The sequence below is a fragment of the Collinsella aerofaciens genome (assembly GCF_001404695.1).
Classification (GTDB): Bacteria; Actinomycetota; Coriobacteriia; order Coriobacteriales; family Coriobacteriaceae; genus Collinsella; species Collinsella aerofaciens_E.
In genome coordinates, this window is record NZ_CZAQ01000003.1 from 10,941 (window position 1) to 30,541 (window position 19,601).

Genomic DNA, 19,601 nt, shown 5'->3' on the forward strand with positions numbered 1-19,601 from the left:
TGGGCCTATCGGCAAAGAGAGACTTATAGTCGTTGCTGTTCATAGCAACGAACTTGTCGTGAGCCACAGCGACGATGACCGCATCTAGATCTTTCATCCGGTCCATGGGCACAAGCTCCACACCGTATGTCTTCTTGGCATCGGCGGCATCGGCCCAGGGATCGCAGACCAAGGGGCTGATGCCATACTGCTTGAGTCGCTTCAGGATGTCGTCCACCTTCGAGTTGCGGACATCGGGGCAGTTCTCTTTGAAGGTGATGCCCAGCACGCCAACCTTTGCTCTGGCAGGGGCAAGACCGGCCTGCACCATCTCACGAATGGCGGCATCGGCAACGAACTCCCCCATGCCGTCATTAACCTTACGACCAGCTAGAATAATCTGGCTGTGGTAGCCAAGCTTCTCCGCTTCATAGGTGAAGTAATAGGGATCGACACCGATACAATGACCGCCGACGAGGCCGGGCTTGAAGCCAAGAGCATTCCACTTCGTGTTCATGCCGGCTACAACCTCGGAGGTATCGATACCCATGCGGTCGAAAACCATGGCAAGTTCGTTCATGAAGGCGATATTGATGTCGCGCTGCGAGTTCTCGACAACTTTCACTGCCTCAGCGGTCTTGATGGTGGAAACCGGATAGGTGCCAGCGGCGATCACGATGTCGTAGACGTCCTTGATCTCCTTGAGCGAATCCGCATCCTGACCAGAAACGATCTTTCGAATGGTCGTCAGGGTGTGCACTTTGTCGCCGGGGTTGATACGCTCAGGGGAGTAGCCGACCTTGAAGTCAACGCCGCACTTCAGTCCACTCTCTTGCTCCAGAATGGGCACGCATACGTCCTCGGTGACGCCGGGATAGACAGTAGACTCGTAAACAACGATGGAACCGGGTTTCAGGTGTGCACCCAGGGTTTTAGAAGCACCTATGACGGGCGTCAGGTCGGGAGTCTTGTCGCGATTCACGGGCGTTGGTACCGCTACGATATGGAATCGGGCATCCTCAAGTGCCGCGGGGTCGCATGTGAATTCGACATTCGACTCATGAACAGCCTTGTCGCCGACTTCCTTTGTCGGATCGACACCAGCTTTATACTGAGCGATCTTATGCTCGTTGATGTCGAAGCCGAGGACCTTGACGTGCTTTGAAAATTCGACGGCAATGGGCATGCCAACATAGCCCAATCCCACAAGGGAAAGCTTGGTGTTCCCATCGAGAAGATCCTTGTAAATGCTCATTCTTTTCCTCCTATTGATTAGCGAATGCCTTCGAGTAATAAGTCCTCGTATTTTTCGGTTATGAAGCGCCAGGAATAACGCTGTCGGATTACATCGATGGAACCCTTATCCAGAGCTTTAATCTCGTCCTTTCCCATGTCGTCTGCGCGGTCGATGAGCGAAGCGAGATTGCCCGGCTTCTTGGTCCAGTACAAGGCGGAATCTTCTGCGACTTCTCGGTTGAAACCCACGTCTAAAAGAAGATTCAGGCGGGTGGAAGCCAAGGCCTCCAGGAGGCTCGGGTTGGTGCCCCCGACCTCATGGCCGTGGAAGTAGCCGTATGCTTTTTCGCGGATCTTCTTCAGGAGCTCCTGGTCGTAGACGGTCCCGACGAACTTGATGCGTGGGTCGGACTTGAAGTGCGTCTTCCGCTCGAGCTCCGCGAGGAAGGAGTCGTCCACTCCCGTCACGAGCGCGAAATCCCGCTTGGATTCGGAAGCCATGAACTCCCGGATCATGGTCTCGTAGTTGTTCTCAGGCACGAAGCGTCCCACAACCAGGTAGTAGCCGAAGGGCTCGAGGCCCTTCTCGGAGAGCCATCCAGTGAACTTGGGGTCGTCGTCCGCGAGCGCTGAGCGCTTGATGTCGGCCCCGTAGGCGATGAAGGTTGTCTCGGGGTGCAGGTCGGCATACTCCCTGCGAATGTACTTCTCGATGTTCTTGGAGTCGCACACCATCAGGTCGGCGTGCTTGACCATCCCGCGCTCCGAGACCTTCCAGTACTTTCGGACGGGCGCGCTCCACTTGGCGCGCTTCCACTCGTGGCCGTCGGGGTTCACGAGGACCTTGCCGCCAAGGGCGTGGATTCTGTTAACGTACCTGCCGAATAACGGCCCGATGCGACAGGCCAGCACGTAGACGATGGGGTGCTGGACTCGGTTCTCCTCGATATAGGCGATGCACCACTTGAGGGCGTCGATGTCGTAGAAGATCGCCCTCGCGGCGCCGACGGGCCTGCGCAGCACGTTGAAGCAGTGCGCCCCGTTGTGCTCGAACTCGCCGACTTGCTCGGCAGAGTCCACGGCGCATGCCACGTGGTACTTGATGTCGTGCGACACCTGATTCTCGGTCAGCTTTTCGACGAACGTCTCGTAGCCGCCGTAGTTTGCCGGAATACCCTTGGACCCGATGATAAAAACATGCTGCATTAGTACGCATCACTTCCATTGAAGACCTCCAGAACCGTAAGTAGGACGATCTTGAGGTCCATGACGATTCCGCGCTTGGCTATGTATTCGAGGTCCCGGCGGACCATGCCGTCGAAACCGGTGGAATTGCGCTCCGTAACCTGCCAGAGTCCCGTGATACCTGGCTTCACTGCTAGCCTCTGCAGGTCGTACTCGGTGTACTCCGCGACCTCGTTAGGCAGCGGCGGACGAGGCCCAACGACGCTCATCTGACCCAGAAACACGTTGACGAACTGCGGAAACTCGTCGATGGAGTGCTTGCGGATGAATTTTCCGATCCTGGTGACACGGGGGTCCTCCCTCATCTTGAACATGGCGCCGGCGATCTCGTTCTGCTCCTTGAGCTCGGCGAGCCGTTCGTCGGCGTCCCTGTACATGGAGCGGAACTTCCACATGCGGAACGTGGTCAGGCTGCCGTCGGGGCGGGTCTGTCCCACGCGGATCTGGCTGTAGAAGGGGCTGCCCTCGCTCTCCAACCGGATGGCCGCGGCGAGAATTAGGCTGGGGATCGCGATGGCGACGAGCGCGGCACCGCTGAAAACGATGTCGAACGCGCGCTTCACGGCCCTATAGGCCAGGCGAGAGCGGTCCCAGTCCATGATGGATTGCATGGCCTTGTAGCGGGCAGCGCCCTCGCGCCGGTCCATGGCCTGAGCAATCAGCGCCGCCCCCGCGGGCGCGTCCGTTGTATATTGAGTTTTATCCGACACGTTCTCTTCCAACACTTTGTCCCCGGTTCGGGGAGCCTCCCTGTTCTGTGTAGCGACCATCTACAGTTAGGCGATCGCCTTTTTAAAGTTCCGCATGGCGCGCTGCTCGTTTGAAAGCACCGCGAGGCCAACGCGGGTGGTTACGCGTCGGCCGCACAGGTTGAGCTCCAAATAAGCAGTGCTCTTGCGTCTGTTAATGGTTTTGATAAGGCCTTCGTGGCCCAGCAGCGGACCTGACGTTACTACGACCTGGTCGCCGTCTTTTAGGGCCTCGCTCATGGGCACTACGCGGTCTCCCCTATGCGTAAAGCCGCCAATAAGCTGGACCTCTTCTTTTGCCAGCGGCACAAACTGACCGTCCTGGGAAAGAACCCAGGCAAAGTCGTCCATACGCAACAGATACTGTTGCACGGTGCGGGGATCTGTCGTATCGCAGATAAGATAACCGGGAAAGAGCGGCTTGGACGTATTGACCCATTCGCCGTGTACCTTGATCTCGGTTTGATATTGGGGATAAAAGAGCTCCTGCATGGCACCAGCCGGCACCATACGCTCAATGCGCTCGCGCATTACGTCTTCGCGACCGTTTATGACCTGGATTACATACCACACGAGCACCACCCCCTTGCTGTCTTACGTGTGGCTCACAGGGTTTGGTTATGGCTTCGCCAGGGCGCTTGTGCGCGGAGGCGCTCCATATTCAAACCCTGAGCCCAGTTAGACAAGCACGTGGCTCTGCCCCACCGTGAACGGTATGTATATGTGCAGTTGCTAGAGACGCGGACGTGTATCGCAAAATGACCGCATCCCCAGCTGACTGCGTGCGAGCCAGTCAAGCGGGTACAAAACTGGACCGCACGCAAACAGCTGAAGGACTGCTGTGGTTTGTCATAGCAACTTACTGCACTACATAAAGCGAACTAATAAATAGCCGAAAAACAAGTACAAAACGTGCATGGCAATCGATATTGGAGCTCGTGGTTTTTCTAACACCGCCGTTACGGCCGGATGCTGATCGACCCTGCGCTTTGCGACTTGCTGGAGCCGCGAGCACAGTTGAACTCATGTAACGTTAGGTATCTTAGCACAAGCTGGTAGCGAAACTGATTTGGCTTGTGGTGGACAACATATCGTTCATTTAGCGTGCTTAAGGGGGTTGTTTTGGGATGTTGTTCACGTTGATGCAGGTTATTGGGGCGTTGGCAATAATTGGGAGCGTTTCTGAAGCCCAACTGGAGCAGCGAGCTACACTGGTAATTGCGTTTGGATAACAAACTATGTACAGACATGGGAAATAAATTGTGCAACTTTTTGTTGGTGTGAGTGGGGTTTGTGGCGCGTGGTGTTTTGGCATGAAAAAAGGCCTTCGGAATTCCGAAGGCCTTTGCATTCACGATGGTGGAGACGAGGGGGATCGAACCCCTGACCTCTTGACTGCCAGTCAAGCGCTCTCCCAGCTGAGCTACGCCCCCGTGACGAGGAGATACTATAGGGGAAGTTGGCGTGGGGTGCAAGGACTTTTTTGGGTCAGACTCTAAATGTCTCTTGATATAGGTAAGCGATGGCGGTGCCGATGTGGACTTGGATCGTGGCTGTTGACCTGACGACGTTGCTGATGCCGGTGTCGGCCAACAAGCCCAGCGGGGAGTGATGTAGTTCCCACTCTAGGCCGTGTTCGCTTACCTCGGTGTTGGGGGCAATGGCGATGATGGAGAAGGTGCTGCCCTCGTGGCCTTCGATGATCCAGGATTCACCTGCGCGAAGGATGCGGGAGACTACCTTGTCCTCGGCAATCCAGACTGGGGCGTCATCGTAGCCTGCGAGTAGACCCAGTACGGAAAGCGCCATATCCGGACGGCCGCCCGTAGCGCAGGTCGCAACCACTTCGGCACCCGGCCAGCGACGGCGGACGGAATCGAGCGCCAGCGCCAGATCGGTATAGTCCTTGTACGGGTCGTGGCGCTCAACTTCAAAGTTGGTGGCGGCATCGACCAACGCACGACCTGCATCACTCACCGTGTCGGCATCCCCCACATATACGTCGCAGCCCAGGCCGGCGCCCAGCAGCGCGTCGAGTCCGCGGTCCACGGCGACAACGTGGTCGCACTCCCCTGCTAGCCTACGTAACAGATCCGCGCTCGCCACCACGGGCGAGCCGCAGACGACTAATATCTTGCAAGCCACAGCCATCGCCTATCCCTCAAACGAAAGCACGCGGGCCAAATCCAGGTCTTCATAGCTATCGATAAAGATATCGCAGTTAGTCCGAACGTCGTCGCGCTTCATGCGGCCGTGCGGGTCATAGATGCCCACGCGCTTAAAGCCTGCGGTACCAGAGCTCTTTAGGCCAAAGACCGCATCCTCAAATACCCAAGCGCGCTCAAACTTGCACCCGTGGCGCTCCTCCAGGCGGCGCAGCGCCAGCTCGTACACATCGGGGAACTGCTTGGAGCGTCCCGCCACGCCCGTCGTGGTAACAAACTCCATGTACGCGTCGAGCCCGGCTCCCGTAAGCGCAGGCTGCACCAGCTCGGCCGGCGTGGACGTAGCCACGCACATGGCAATGCCTGCCGCCTTCGCCTGCTCCAAAAACGCCAGGAGCCCCTCGCGCGGCGGCACCTTGGAGTACCCATCAATCAGAATATTGCTCAGCTCACGGTACAGCTCTTCGCCATTCGCGCCAATGCTCCAGGTGTCGTGGTAGGCCTGGCACTCGTCCTCGAGCGACAAATGCTCAAATTGGGCAAAATCGTCGACCGTTACGTCAACTCCGTGGCGGTGCAATAACTCGGGTTGAGCATAGGCCCAAACGGGGGTGCTATTAACCAGTGTTCCGTCGCAATCGAAAATAAAAACGACATTGGGAGCAGCGGTCTGGGACATAAACGAACCTTTCGATGTCAAATGGTAAACATCCTGCTAAAAACGTTTTACCAAACGTCAGACTAACAATCTTGAAACCCTAATTGATAAAACTGTCAAGAGTTTTACCACGGCAATTCTGCCAGTGGTCTAAACATGGCGCTTACCGATTAAACGCCGCCCTAAAACCACTTTCCTTCATAAAAGTAACGTACAGGTGTTATCGTAGTTTCTGCCGAAAGTTCCACCGAGCACGCGAGGTGGAACGAATCATAGAACTATCGCCGTCCCTTCGATTCGTGCAGCCTTGGACCTTTCGCATCTAGTCACCAAGGCAACACGCTGCCGCGTCATGATGGGATCAAACGTGAGCGATACAAAGCTAAAGCCAACGGCTAAAAAGCCCGCAACCCGTAAAGCCGCCCCGCACGCACCGGAGCTCACCAAGGACGATGTCTACCTGTTTGGCATCGGCACGTGGGAGCGCAGCTGGGAAAAGATGGGCGCGCACCCCGACACGCAGAACCGTACGCGCGGCTGGCGTTTTTGCGTTTGGGCGCCCGATGTAAAGAGCGTGCATGTCATTGGTGAATTTAACGACTGGGATGAGGAAGCCAACCCGCTGGTGCCCGTGCATACGAGCGCTATTTGGGAAGGCTTTATTCCTGGCGCCGAGCAGGGGCAGCTCTATAAGTATCTCATCGAGACCAACGAGGGCGAAAAACTCTACAAGGCCGATCCGTACGCCTTTAAGGCCGAGTGCCCTCCGGGTACCGCGAGCGTGCTGTGGACCCTCGATGGCTATAAGTGGAACGACGCCGCATGGCTCAACCGCCGCGCCGGCCACAACCACATGTCACAGCCCCTTAACATCTACGAGGTGCATATCGGATCGTGGAAGCGCCACGGCGATGCGCCGCAGGGCGAGCCGGACGAGTACGGCAACTACCCTGGCCCCATGGATCCCTTCCCCGCGCAGCGCGGCGAGTTCTACACCTACGACGACCTGTCGGTGGAGCTCGTGGACTACGTGCGCGACATGGGCTACACGCATATCGAGGTCATGCCGCTCATGGAGCATCCCTTCGACGGCTCTTGGGGTTACCAGACGACCGGCTATTATGCCGCAACGTCGCGCTATGGCGACCCGCAGCAGCTCATGCACTTTATCGATGCGTGCCACGAGGCTGGCATCGGCGTGATCATGGACTGGGTGCCCGGCGGTTTTTGTGCCGACTCCCACGGCCTTGCCACCTTTAACGGCCACATGCTGTTTGAGCACGAGATTCACCCCAACTGGGGCACGCACAAGTTCGACTTCGCCCGCGGCGAAGTCCGCTCCTTCCTGGTCTCCAACGTGCTGTACTGGCTCGAGAACTTCCATGTGGACGGCATTCGCATGGACGGCGTGTCCAGTATGCTGTACCTCAACTTTGGCATCGACGATCCGGGGCAAAAGAAGTTCAACAAGTACGGTACCGAGGAGGACCTGGACGCCAGCGCGTTTATCCGTCAGGTCAACTGCGCTGTTGAGGCACACTACCCCGACGTGATGATGATGGCCGAGGAGTCCACCGCGTGGCCGCTCGTGACCTATCCGCCGCAGGACGGCGGCCTGGGCTTCCACTACAAGTGGGACATGGGCTGGATGAACGACACCCTGCACTACATGCAGACCGATTTTCCGTGGCGCCCCGGCAACCACGGGCTGCTCACGTTCTCCATCATGTACGCCTTTACCGAGAACTTTATCTGTCCGCTGAGCCACGACGAGGTCGTCCACGGTAAATGCTCGCTGATCGGCCGTATGCCGGGCGACTGGTGGCGCCAGTTTGCCGGCCTGCGCACGCTGGCTTTCTATCAAATGACGCACCCCGGTGCCAAGCTCAACTTTATGGGCAACGAGATCGGCCAGTTTATTGAGTGGCGCTACTACGAGTCCATCCAGTGGTTCCTGACCGAGGAGTACGAGACCCACCGTCATCATCAGGCGTTTATCAAGGCGCTCAACCACCTGTACACCGCCGAGCCCGCCCTGTACGAGCGCGGCTACACCGACGACGGCTTTACCTGGATCGACGCGGACAACTCCAAGCAGTCCATCGTGAGCTTTGTGCGTCAGGGCGAGGACGTCGATGACGACCTGGTGATCCTGATCAACTTTGACCCGGCAAGCTACGAGAGCTTCCGCGTGGGCGTGCCGCGCGAGGGTGACTGGGAGGTCATCTTCGATTCCGACCGTCCCGAGTTCGGTGGCAGCGGCTACGCCGGTGAGGAGCCCTACACCTGCTCGAGCGAGCCCTATCCCTGGAACGGGCAGATGGACTCCATTGAGATTAAGGTGCCTGGCCTGGCAGGCGTGGTGCTTAAGCGCCGCGGCCCCAGCAGCTACAAGCCGCCCGTGGTTGAGGAACCCAAGGCTGCGCCCAAAAAGCGCACGTCCTCGGTGAAGCCCAAGCCAGCGGCTGCTAAGAAGGCTCCGGCTAAGGCCAAGGCTACGGCGATCAAGGCTAAGGCTGCCGCAAAGCCCGCTGCTAAGGCAACCGCGACCAAGAAGCCGGCTGCCAAAAAGGCCGCTACCAAGGCCAAGTCTGCTTCTGTTAAGCCGTCTGCCAAGGATGCGTAACAAAGCCGTTACAGCTGTAATACCCGCCCCGCGGGGGCGTAGGATACAAGTCATAACCGTTCCGGGAGAAACATCCCCGGGGGAAAGGAACGTATGAATAAGATCTTCGAAAACAAGCAGGAGTTTACCGAGCTCTATCGCGATGCCGTCATGAGCATTAGCGGCAAGAGCGTCGAGGCTGCCAGCGACCTCGACCGCTTTAACGCCCTGGCCAAGCTCGTGGCCGAGAAGGCGCGCACCGTTGCCACCAAGAGTGACGCCCGCGCCACCGCCGAGGGCAAAAAGCGCGTGTACTACTTCTCGATCGAGTTTTTGATCGGTCGCCTGCTCGACAACTACCTGCTCAACTTTGGCGTACGCGATATAGTCGCCGAGGCGCTCGACGACATGGGCTTTGATCTGTCCGTCATCGAGAACCAGGAGCCCGATCCGGCGCTGGGCAACGGTGGCCTGGGCCGTCTGGCCGCATGTTTCCTGGATTCGATGGCAGCCGAGGGCATTGCCGGCTACGGCAACGGCATGCGCTACCGCTACGGCCTGTTTAAGCAGGAGATCGTCAACGGCAGCCAGGTCGAGGCCACCGACGAGTGGCTCACCCACGGCTATCCCTGGGAGGTCCGTCGTCAGGATAAGGCCGTGACTATTAAGTTTGGTGGCCGCGTCGAGGGCTTTGAGGAGAATGGCCGCACGTTCTACCGCACGGTGAACACGCAGGACATCCTGGCCGTTCCTTATGACATCCCCGTCGTGGGCTATGCCGGCGAGACCGTCAACAAGTTGCGCGTCTGGGCTGCCGAGCCGGTCGAGGAGCACTTCGATCTGGAGGCCTTCAACCGCGGCGACTACGCCCTGGCCGATGCCGAGCGCGCCGAGGCCGAGGCCATTAGCGCCATCCTCTACCCCAACGACGCCGGCGAGCACGGCCGTCTGCTGCGCCTGAAGCAGGAGTACCTGTTTGTCTCGGCCGGCATCTACAGTCTGCTCGACACCTTTGAGAAGGAGCACGGCGAGAACTGGGAGCTGCTGCCGCAGTTTGTGGCCATCCACACCAACGACACGCACCCCGCCATGTGCGGCCCCGAGCTCATGCGCATCCTCATCGACGAGAAGAAGCTCGAGTGGGACGACGCCTGGAACATCGTGACGCAGGTCGTGAGCTACACCAACCACACCATCCTGCCCGAGGCTCTGGAGAAGTGGCCCATCGGCACGTTCTCCAAGCTCCTCCCCCGCGTGTACCAGATCATCGACGAGATCAGCCGTCGTTGGCACGAGTCGTTCGACACCACGCAGGAGGGCTGGCAGGAGCGTCTGCGCCAGACCGCCATTCTGTGGGACGGCGAGATTCGCATGGCCAACCTGTCCGTGATCTGCAGCCACAGCGTCAACGGCGTGGCAAAGATCCACTCCGACATCATCAAGAACATCGTGCTCAAGGACTTCTATGCCCTGACGCCCGAGAAGTTCAACAACAAGACCAACGGCATCTCGCATCGTCGCTTCTTTGCCGAGGCCAACCCCACCTACGCCAAGCTCGTGACCGAGACCATTGGCGATGGCTGGCTGAAGGACGCCTTTGAGCTGGAGAAGCTTAAGGAGTTTAAGGACGACACCGAATTCCTGAAGGCCGTGGGTGCCTCCAAGCGCGCCAACAAGGAGCGCCTGGCCGCCTACGTTAAGGCCGAGACCGGTCTGGTTATCGACCCCAACACCGTCTTCGATGTCCAGGTGAAGCGCTTCCACGCCTACAAGCGCCAGCTCATGAACATCATGAAGGTGATGGACATCTACAACCGTCGCATCGCCGATCCTAACTTTCACGTGACGCCGACGACCTTCATCTTTAGCGGCAAGGCTGCCTCGAGCTACACCTTTGCCAAAGAGACCATCCGCCTCATTAACTCTGTGGCCGACGTCATAAACAACGACGCCCGCGTGAACGAGGTCATGAAGGTCTGCTTCATCCCCAACTTCCGCGTGAGCAACGCCCAGCTCATCTACCCCGCCGCCGAGATCTCGGAGCAGATCTCCACGGCCGGCAAGGAGGCCTCGGGCACGTCCAACATGAAGCTCATGATGAACGGCGCCATTACGCTGGGCACCCTCGACGGCGCCAACATCGAGATCGCCGACCTGGCCGGCCGCGAGAACGAGGCCATCTTTGGCCTGACCGCTCCCGAGGTCGAGCAGCTCTGGGCATCCAACAGCTACTTTGCGTGGGATACCCTCAACGGCGACCGCGAGCGTCTGGGCCGCGTGATGGACGAGCTCAAGGACAACACCTTTGCGGGTCTTTCGGGCAACTTCGAGAGCATCTACAACGAGCTCATGAACAACAACGACCCCGACCTGGTCATGGCAGACTTCCGCAGCTACGTGGATGCGTGGGAGAAGCTTACCGGCAGCTACGGCGACCAGGAGACCTGGAACCGCAAAGCCCTGCTCAACACCGCCTCCTCCGGCTGGTTCTCGAGCGACCGCACTATTCGCGAGTACCGCGACGAGATCTGGCACGCGTAAAGGCGCGCGAGCTCCCTTTGCCGCACGGCATTATTCGGCGGGCGCGACCGAGCGCCGCGTCCGCCGCTAATGGGTTAGAAACATCGATGACAGAAGGAGAAATCGATGAGTAAGAAAGAATGCATCGCGATGCTCCTCGCAGGAGGACAGGGCAGCCGATTGGGGGCACTCACCCAAAAGATCGCCAAGCCGGCGGTTAGCTTTGGTGGCAAGTTCCGCATTATCGACTTTTCGCTCTCCAACTGCTCCAACTCGGACATCGACACGGTGGGCGTTCTGACGCAGTATCGCCCCTACCTGCTGCATGCCTACGTGGGATCCGGCGAGGCGTGGGATCTGGACAGCCGTGACGGCGGCGTGTCGATCCTGCCGCCGTACGAGACGCAGACCGGCGGCGCCTGGTATGCGGGCACGGCCGACGCCATCACGCAGAACCTCGACTACATCAAGGCCAACGACCCCAAGTACGTCCTGATTCTTTCGGGCGATCACCTGTATCGCATGGACTACCGCAAGATGCTCAAGACGCACATTGAGAACAACGCCGACCTCACGGTAAGCGTTATGCCCGTGCCGTGGGAAGAGGCCAGCCGCTTTGGCATCCTGACCACCGACCCCGAGGACGGCCGCATCACCAAGTTTACCGAGAAGCCCGAGAAGCCCGATTCGAACCTCGCATCCATGGGCATCTACATCTTCTCGGCCGATGTGCTGATCGAGGCGCTCGAGGAGGACGCTCTGGACCAGCGCTCGAGCCACGACTTTGGCAAGGACATCATCCCCAAGCTGCTCGGTGAGAATAAGCGCCTGTACAGCTATGAGTTCCACGGCTTCTGGAAGGACGTCGGCACCATCGCCAGCTTCCACGAGACCTCGATGGACCTGCTGGGCAACAACCCCGAGTTTGATCTGTTTGACAAGAACTTCCCCATCATGTCCAACATCACCACGCGTCCGCCGCACTACATTGGCCCAGACGGCCGCCTGGACGACTGCCTGGTCTCCAACGGCTGCAAGATCTACGGCACCGCTCGCCACTCGATCCTTTCGACCGATGTCATCATCGAGGAGCGCGCCGTGGTCGAAGACTCCGTGCTGCTGCCGGGTGCGCACGTTAAGAGCGGTGCACACATCTGCCGCGCTATTTTGGGCGAGAACTCCACGGTCGAAGAGGGCGTGAAGCTCGGCTCTGTCGATACCACCAAGGATACGGCCGTCGTTGGAAATGACGTCGTTATCGGGAAGGGGGAATGATCCGATGATCAATCGCAAGGCCATCGGTTATATCACCGCTAACTACTCTTCGTCCTACGGCAGTGTCTTGCTCAAGGACCGCCCCATCGCGTCCGTCCCGTTTTTGGGCCGCTACCGCCTGATCGACTTTCCGCTGTCCAACATGATGAATGCCGGAATCAAGACCGTCGGCGTCGTCATGCCGGGCAACTACCGCTCGCTGATCGATCACGTGGGCTCGGGCAAGGACTGGGGCTTGGACCGCAAGAAGGGCGGCCTGTTCATGGTGCCCGGCAACGCGTATGGCACCACCAAGGGCGGCATGCGCTTCCTGCTGCGCGACATCATCTCCAATAAGACGCTGTTCCAGCGCTCGGAGAAGCCCTATGTCGTGATGATGGGCACCAACATCATCTTTAACATGGACCTCAACACCATCATCGAGGCGCACGAGAACTCCGGCGCTCAGATGACCGTGGTGTACTGCAAGGCCACGCGCAACGTCGATGACGAGACCAAGCTCGAGATTAACGAGAACGGCCGCCTGACGGGCGTGAGCGCCGGTGTCGTGTACGGCGACAACGCCTCCATGGACTGCTGCATCGTCAACCGCGAGACGCTGCTCGAGATCATCGACCACTACCAGGCCGCCGACTATCTGGACCTGCTCGAGGCACTCCAGGGCGACTTTGGTAACATCGACGTGTGCAGCTACGAGTACAAGGGCGAGGTCGTGGGCGTGTTTAGCGAGAAGTCGCTGTATCGCCGCAGCATGGACCTGCTCGACCAGACCGTGGCCGACCAGCTCTTCGATCCCGAGCGCCCGATCCTGACTAAGGCTCACGACGTGCCGCCTTCGCGCTATGCGACCGGCAGCCACGCGTGCAACTCGATCATCTCGGCCGGCTGCATCATTAAGGGCACCGTGCGCAATTCGCTCCTGTCGCGCGGCGTCGTGGTCGAGGAGGGCGCATCGGTGACCAACTCGATCATCAACCAGAGCTGCATCATCAAGAGCGGCGCACGCGTCGAGAATGCCATTCTGGATAAGAACAACGTGGTCCCCACCAACACCGAGCTTCGCGGCACGCCCGAGAATATTCTGGTGCTGGGCAAGGCTCCGTTAACTTCTGACACCACCATCGTACGTTAACGTTGGCACCGCAACATCGCTCGTAACATGTAGAATAGCCGCCCGGTTCGCGCCAGGCGGCTATTCTCGAATTGCAACATGGGAGACAATATGGCAGATTCCAGCAAAAAGATGCAGATCGTGTTTGCCTCGGCCGAGTGCGCACCGTTTGTGAAGACCGGTGGCCTGGGCGACGTGGCGGGCTCGCTGCCTGCGGCGCTCGTGCGCGCCGGCGCCGAGGTTATCGTGATGGTGCCCAAGTACGCCACCATCAAGGCCGAGTACAAGGCGCAGATGGAGCACTTCTCCGACTTTTACGTGAGCCTGGGCTGGCGCAACGAGTACTGCGGGCTCGAGAAGCTTGAGCACGACGGCGTCACGTATATGTTCGTGGACAACGAGCGCTACTTTGCGCGCGACTATCCGTACGGCTTCTTTGACGACGGCGAGCGCTTTGCGTTCTTCTCCAAGGCCATCACCGAGAGCCTGCAGCACCTGCCGGCCGGTTTTGAGTGCGACATCCTGCACTGCAATGACTGGCAGACGGCACTTGCGCCCGTGTTTTTGCGCGAGTTTTACCAGGGCCTGCCGCTGTATGACCGCGTCAAGACCGTGTTCTCGATCCACAACGTGGCGTTCCAGGGCCAGTTTAGCGACACCGTAATGGAGGACATCCTTGGTGTGGCTCATATTCCGGCGGCCGCCTCACAGCTGCGTTGCGACGCCTGCAGTATCAACTACATGCTGGGCGCGCTGCGCTATGCCGATGCCATCACTACGGTGAGCCCCACCTATGCCAACGAGATCCAGACGCCCGAGTTTGGCGAGGGCCTGGACGGCGTTCTGCGCGAGCGTTCGTATGCGCTGCAGGGCATTTTGAATGGCATCGACGTCGCAGGCTTTGACCCGGCGACCGACAAGCGCATTGCCGCCAACTACACCGTGGAGGACCGTTCTGGTAAGGCCGTGTGCAAGGCCAAGCTGCAGGAAGAGCTGGGGCTCGAGGTTCGCGACGACCGTCCGCTTATGGTCATGGTCACGCGTCTGACGCGCCAGAAGGGCTTGGATCTCGTCATGTACGCGCTCGATCGCATTTTGGCAGGCGGCGTGCAGGTGGCCGTGCTTGGCACTGGCGACCGCGACTACGAGGACGGACTGCGATACTTCCAGGACAAGTACCCCGGCACCATGGCCGCACGCATCGAGTTCGATCCTGCGCTGTCGCAGCGTATGTATGCCGCAGCCGACATGTTCCTGATGCCTTCGAAGTTTGAGCCCTGCGGCCTGTCGCAGATCATCGCCATGCGCTACGGTACCCTGCCCATCGTGCGCGAGACCGGTGGCCTGAAGGACACTGTGATCCCGTACAACGAGTTTACCGGCGAGGGTACGGGCTTCTCGTTTAGCAACTTTAACGGCGACGAGATGGGCGACGCGGTGTTCCGCGCGGCGCGTCTGTTCTGGGATAACCGCGAGGCGTGGGATCAGCTGGTCACGCAGGCCATGAGCCAGGACTTTAGCTGGACGCGCTCGGCCGATAAATATCTGGACCTGTACTTCTTTATGCACCCGGAGATTGAGAGGCCGGCGGCTGTTGTCGACGAGCCTGAGGCTGTGGCTGAGCCGGTGGCCGCTGAGCCGGAGCCGGAGCCCAAGGCCGAGGAGAAGCCGGTTGAGGCTGAGACCGCAAAGGCCGAGCCTGAGGTGAAGGCTGAAGTTGCTCCTGGGGCAGAGGCAGAGGCCGAGGTCAAGCCTGCTGCAAAGCCTGCGGCAAAGAAGACCGCGACTCGTAAGACGACGGCGAAGAAGGCCGCTGCGAGCAAGACCGCGACCGCGAGCAAGACCACCGCTGCCAGGACAACGACCGCGCGCAAGCGCACCACCGCCGCTGCCAAGAAAGCCGCCGAGGCTGCTCCCGAGGTAAAGGCCGAGGTCGCAGAGGCCAAGCCGGCCGCCAAGGCTCCGGCAAAGACCGCTGCCAAGAAGACGACCACGACCGCCAAGAAGGCAACGACCGCCAAGAAGAACACGGCAACGAAGTCGACGGCCGTCAAGGCTACTGCGACCAAGGCCGCTCCGAAGGCCGCCGCAAATGCTACTGCGACCAAGGCCGAGGAGGCAGCCGCCGAGCCCAAAGCCGAGGCAGCTGTCGAGGCCAAGCCGACCGCCAAGACCATCACGCGCAAGCGCACTGCAACGACGGCCAAAAAGACCACGACCAAGGCTGCTGCTCCTAAGGCGGAAGCTAAGGCTGAGGCCAAACCCGCAGTAAAGGCCAAGCCTGCGCCGAAGGCCGCCGAGGTCAAGCCCGCTGCCGCCAAAGAGGAGCCCAAGGCCGAGGTAAAGGCCAAGCCCGAGCCCACAATGGAGACCCCGGTCTCCCCCGCCGCCGCAACCGAGAAAAAGGCGCCGTCGAAGAAGACTTCCGTCCGCAAGGCAACGGCCACCCGCAAGCGCCGCTAATCCAGACGATCCAAAACCTCATCAAACCCTAAGCAAGGGGCGCTCCAACCGGGCGCCCCTTCTCTGTAGGTAGTGGTAAAACGATTTTCTAGGACAACCGTTCGCCGATGGTAAACGGATGTTGTTTATACACCCTGTGTACTACAGATATACTTACATCTTAGGCGTAAAACCCATGGCCCGCAGGCCATGATTCTATTGAACTGGACCGTACTATGAGATTGATACACAACAGCCGTCTACCGCAGTTTCGCACTCCGTTTGGCGCTGTGACCACTGGAACTTCCGTTGCACTCTCGGTGATTTTGGAGGATGCCGATCCCAACCAGGCAACGCTTACGCTGCGCACCTGGGTCGATGAAGTCGGCGAGACCCTGATCCCAATGGAGCACGAAGGCGATGGCATTTTTACCGGCGAGCTCAAATGCACTGAACCGTGTCTTGTGTGGTACAGCTTTATATGCAATATCGAGGGCCAGCCCGAGGTCCGCTTGGGCGCACCGCAGGGTCGCACCGGCGGAGAGGGCGTAACTTACGACTACGCCGAGGTTCCGTCCTTCCAGATTACCGTCTATAAGCACCGAGAAGTGCGTCCCGAGTGGTACGAGCGTGGCATGGTCTACCAGATCTTCCCCGATCGCTACGCCCGAGATGAAAACTGGCGCGAGCGCACGCTGGCCGAGGTCGAAAAACCACGCAACGGAATCCAGCGCCGCATGGTCGAGGACTGGAACGAGCCGCCCGTGTACGAGCGCGCCGAAGACGGCTCCATCAAAACCTGGGACTTCTACGGCGGGTCGCTCAAGGGCATCCAGGAAGACCTGCCTCGCATCGCCGAGCTGGGCTTTACGGCCATCTACCTCAACCCCATTTTTGAAGCCGCGAGCAACCACCGCTACGACACGGCCGACTACACCAAGATCGACCCGATCCTGGGCACCGAGCAGGACTTTACCGAGCTGTGCCAGGCGGCCGAGAAGCTGGGCATCTCCATCATTCTGGACGGCGTCTTCAACCACACGGGCGATGACTCGATCTATTTCAACCGCTACGGCAACTACCCCGGCGTGGGCGCGTGGCAGAGCGAGGATTCGCCATGGCGCGATGCGTTTTATTTCCACGAGGACGGCTCATACGACTGCTGGTGGGGCGTGGGCAATATGCCCGCCATCAATGAGAGCTCTGAGCTGGTACGCGAGCGGCTCCTGGGCAAGGACGGCGTGATCCGTAAATGGCTACGTGCCGGCGCTCATGGCTGGCGCCTAGACGTGGCCGACGAGCTTTCCGATGACTTCCTGGCCGAGATCAAAAAGGCCGTGCTCGCCGAGAAGCCTGATGCACTGTTGCTCGGCGAAGTCTGGGAAGACGCCTCCAACAAGATCAGCTACGGCCATCTGCGTCGCTACCTACAGGGCTCCGAGTTGGACTCTGCTATGGATTACCCCTTCCGCGACATGGTCATCGGCTTTTTGATGGGCTACAAGAACGCCTACGAGGCCGCTGAGGATATCGAGACCCTGCGCGAGAACTACCCGAGCGAGGCATTGTCCTGCGCGCTCAACCTGCTGTCGAGCCACGACCGCCCGCGTATCATCTCGGTGCTCGGCGGCGGCCCCGACGAGTCGCAGCTGCCCGAGTGCGAGCGCAGCAAATGGCGCCTGGACGAGAACTCGATGGGCCTGGCCAAGAGCCGTTTTTGGCTCGCCACGCTCATGCAGATGACCTTCCCCGGCGTGCCTTCGATCTACTACGGCGACGAATACGGCCTGGAGGGTCTAACCGATCCGGGCAACCGCCGCACCCTGCCGACCAAGGACCAACTGCACGACTTCGACACGCTGGCTATTGTCAAAAACGCCTCCGCCGTACGCCGCGCACTGCCGTTTATGATCGACGGCGAGATCAAGGCCTTCGCGCTCAACGACGAGGTGCTGGCATACAACCGCACGGGCAGGGATGGCGAGTCCGCGACGGTTATCATTAACCGTAGTCTGCGCAATTCGCACCGCGTGACGATTCCGGCGCTCGGCGAATGCGCGAGTGACGTGATCAGCGGTCACGAGTGCGAGATCCACAACGGCACGGTCACGCTCGATTTGTATCCGCTGGGCTCGTCGATCATCTATCACCATGCCGAGCAGCGCTTGCAGGAGCCGCTCGATCACGGCGCGGGCGTTGTGTGCCATATCACCTCGGTACCGACCGATGACGGCAAGCCCGGCACGATCGGCGCACCCACGCGTCGCTTTATCAACCATCTGTCCGCTATGGGCATGCGCTACTGGCAGGTCCTGCCTGTCAACCCAACGGACTTCTTCCGCTCCCCTTACGCCGGTCCTTCGGCTTTTGCTGGCAATATCGACCTGCTGCCCGAGAGTCACAAGGAGCTAGCCGCCGACTTTGAGACCTGGAAGGCCCACGGTGGCGAGGATGCCGATCCGCTGTACACCGCGTTTAAACATCGCAACGCCGATTGGCTCGAGAAATACTGCGTCTACATGGCCGTTAAGAAGTACTTTGAGGGCGAGTCGCGCCACGATTGGCCGGCGGATGTCGCGCGCTACAACGAGCACCTGATTGACGACAAGCGTTTCCACGACGAGGCCGAGCTTCAGGCGTACATGCAGTACCGCTTTGACCTGGCTTGGTGCGAGCTTATGAACTATGCGCACAAGAAGGGCATCGAGGTCATCGGCGATATTCCTATGTACGTGTCCGACGATTCGGCAGATGCGTGGAGCGAACCCGAGAACTTCTGGCTGTCCGATACCGGTAAGGCAATCGAGATCTCCGGTGCGCCGCCCGACAACTTTGCGCCCGAGGGCCAGGTGTGGGGCAACCCGACGTTCCGCTGGGACCACATGAAGCAGAACGGCTACCGCTGGTGGATGGATCGCCTACGTCGTGCGTTCTCGCTCTACGACCGCGTGCGCCTGGATCACTTCCTGGGCTTCCACAGCTACTTTAGCATTCCCTCAGGTAAGGCCTGCGCCGACGGGCGTTGGCTGGCAGGCCCGGGCAAGGACCTTTTCCAGACCGCCTATGACGAGTTGGGGCCGCTCAACTTTATCGCCGAGGACCTGGGCTACCTGACGCCCGGCGTTCGCGCCATGGCTTCGACCTGCGGCTTTCCCGGCATGGACGTGCTGGAGTTTAGCGACTACGACGTCCGCAACGGCGTGCACCCCACGCCGGGCAAGATCCTGTACACCTCGACGCACGACACGTCGACGCTCGCGGGTTGGTGCACGCGTTCCTTTGCGGGTGGAGACGAGCCGAGTGGTGTTGAGGTGGCGGCCAAACTGATGAGCGACGCGCTGGCAAGCGACGCTCCCCTGGTGATGATGCCGCTGCAGGATGTCCTGGGGCTGGGCGACGATGCGCGCATGAACGTTCCGGGCGTGGCCACGGGCAACTGGACCTGGCAGGCTGACGAGGCCGACGTTGCGGCCGCCGAGGGTAAAACTGCGCAGCTCCTGCGCAACACGCATAGATTCTGGGGCGAAGCGTGATAAAACGCCCGATATAGGGTACAGTTACAGTCGTTTGAATTTTTGCGGGCAGAGTGATCTGCCCGCTTTGTGCTGAAAAGGAA

12 protein-coding genes and 1 tRNA gene are annotated in these 19,601 nt (G+C 59.6%); 6 read left to right on the plus strand and 7 right to left on the minus strand.

Annotated elements, in window-relative coordinates; all coding sequences use genetic code 11:
- The 7 genes from AQ996_RS01340 to AQ996_RS01370 form a co-directional block, all read right to left on the minus strand.
- On the minus strand, positions 1–1,234 hold a 1,234-nt coding region (locus AQ996_RS01340), incomplete at its 3' end, for a nucleotide sugar dehydrogenase (RefSeq protein WP_070097103.1).
- 17 nt (positions 1,235–1,251) lie between these two features.
- Entirely contained in the window at positions 1,252–2,421 is a 1,170-nt protein-coding gene (cps2T, locus tag AQ996_RS01345; protein WP_055250356.1) for a beta 1-4 rhamnosyltransferase Cps2T, read from the minus strand.
- On the minus strand, positions 2,421–3,170 hold the full coding sequence (locus AQ996_RS01350; protein ID WP_253274577.1) for a sugar transferase: 750 nt from the start codon (positions 3,168–3,170) through the stop codon (positions 2,421–2,423). The genes cps2T and AQ996_RS01350 overlap by 1 nt, the downstream gene beginning before the upstream one ends.
- Before the next feature lie 66 nt (positions 3,171–3,236).
- On the minus strand, positions 3,237–3,782 hold the full coding sequence (gene loaP / locus AQ996_RS01355; protein ID WP_070097107.1) for an antiterminator LoaP: 546 nt from the start codon (positions 3,780–3,782) through the stop codon (positions 3,237–3,239).
- Between the two features lie 784 nt (positions 3,783–4,566).
- Positions 4,567–4,642 (minus strand) — tRNA-Ala (locus tag AQ996_RS01360).
- A 55-nt stretch (positions 4,643–4,697) separates the two neighbouring features.
- Positions 4,698–5,360, minus strand: a complete 663-nt coding sequence (locus AQ996_RS01365; protein WP_055250359.1) for a thiamine diphosphokinase — start codon at positions 5,358–5,360, stop codon at positions 4,698–4,700.
- Positions 5,361–5,363: 3 nt separating this feature from the next.
- Positions 5,364–6,053 (minus strand): HAD family hydrolase, encoded by a 690-nt coding sequence (locus tag AQ996_RS01370; protein ID WP_055250361.1) that lies wholly within the window; start codon positions 6,051–6,053, stop codon positions 5,364–5,366.
- 331 nt (positions 6,054–6,384) lie between these two features.
- On the opposite strand from AQ996_RS01370, the gene glgB reads away from it, so the two are divergent.
- From glgB to AQ996_RS01400, 6 genes are all read left to right on the plus strand, one after another.
- Positions 6,385–8,658: a 1,4-alpha-glucan branching protein GlgB gene (glgB, locus tag AQ996_RS01375; protein ID WP_055250363.1), complete on the plus strand. Its 2,274-nt coding sequence runs from the start codon at positions 6,385–6,387 to the stop codon at positions 8,656–8,658.
- Positions 8,659–8,751: 93 nt separating this feature from the next.
- Positions 8,752–11,178 (plus strand): glycogen/starch/alpha-glucan phosphorylase, encoded by a 2,427-nt coding sequence (locus AQ996_RS01380; RefSeq protein WP_055250365.1) that lies wholly within the window; start codon positions 8,752–8,754, stop codon positions 11,176–11,178.
- Positions 11,179–11,283: 105 nt separating this feature from the next.
- Positions 11,284–12,432 (plus strand): glucose-1-phosphate adenylyltransferase, encoded by a 1,149-nt coding sequence (locus AQ996_RS01385; protein ID WP_055250367.1) that lies wholly within the window; start codon positions 11,284–11,286, stop codon positions 12,430–12,432.
- 4 nt (positions 12,433–12,436) lie between these two features.
- A complete protein-coding gene (gene glgD / locus AQ996_RS01390; protein WP_055250369.1) occupies positions 12,437–13,564 on the plus strand; it encodes a glucose-1-phosphate adenylyltransferase subunit GlgD in 1,128 nt (375 codons plus the stop codon).
- Positions 13,565–13,654: 90 nt separating this feature from the next.
- Complete coding sequence (gene glgA, locus AQ996_RS09535; RefSeq protein WP_070097104.1) at positions 13,655–16,006, plus strand: glycogen synthase GlgA; 2,352 nt, start codon at positions 13,655–13,657, stop codon at positions 16,004–16,006.
- Positions 16,007–16,221: 215 nt separating this feature from the next.
- The gene (locus AQ996_RS01400; RefSeq protein ID WP_055250371.1) at positions 16,222–19,518 is read left to right on the plus strand and encodes a 4-alpha-glucanotransferase; all 3,297 of its coding nucleotides are present in this window, start codon (positions 16,222–16,224) and stop codon (positions 19,516–19,518) included.
- The last annotated feature ends 83 nt before the right edge of the window (positions 19,519–19,601 follow it).

Bases quoted from the DNA above. Each gene is read 5' to 3' on its own strand.
- AQ996_RS01385 (WP_055250367.1), top strand. From the start codon at position 11,284: ATGAGTAAGAAAGAATGCATCGCGATGCTCCTCGCAGGAGGACAGGGC.
- AQ996_RS01370 (WP_055250361.1), bottom strand. From the start codon at position 6,053: ATGTCCCAGACCGCTGCTCCCAATGTCGTTTTTATTTTCGATTGCGAC.
- glgB (WP_055250363.1), top strand. From the start codon at position 6,385: ATGATGGGATCAAACGTGAGCGATACAAAGCTAAAGCCAACGGCTAAA.
- glgA (WP_070097104.1), top strand. From the start codon at position 13,655: ATGGCAGATTCCAGCAAAAAGATGCAGATCGTGTTTGCCTCGGCCGAG.
- cps2T (WP_055250356.1), bottom strand. From the start codon at position 2,421: ATGCAGCATGTTTTTATCATCGGGTCCAAGGGTATTCCGGCAAACTAC.
- AQ996_RS01380 (WP_055250365.1), top strand. From the start codon at position 8,752: ATGAATAAGATCTTCGAAAACAAGCAGGAGTTTACCGAGCTCTATCGC.
- AQ996_RS01365 (WP_055250359.1), bottom strand. From the start codon at position 5,360: ATGGCTGTGGCTTGCAAGATATTAGTCGTCTGCGGCTCGCCCGTGGTG.
- glgD (WP_055250369.1), top strand. From the start codon at position 12,437: ATGATCAATCGCAAGGCCATCGGTTATATCACCGCTAACTACTCTTCG.
- AQ996_RS01400 (WP_055250371.1), top strand. From the start codon at position 16,222: ATGAGATTGATACACAACAGCCGTCTACCGCAGTTTCGCACTCCGTTT.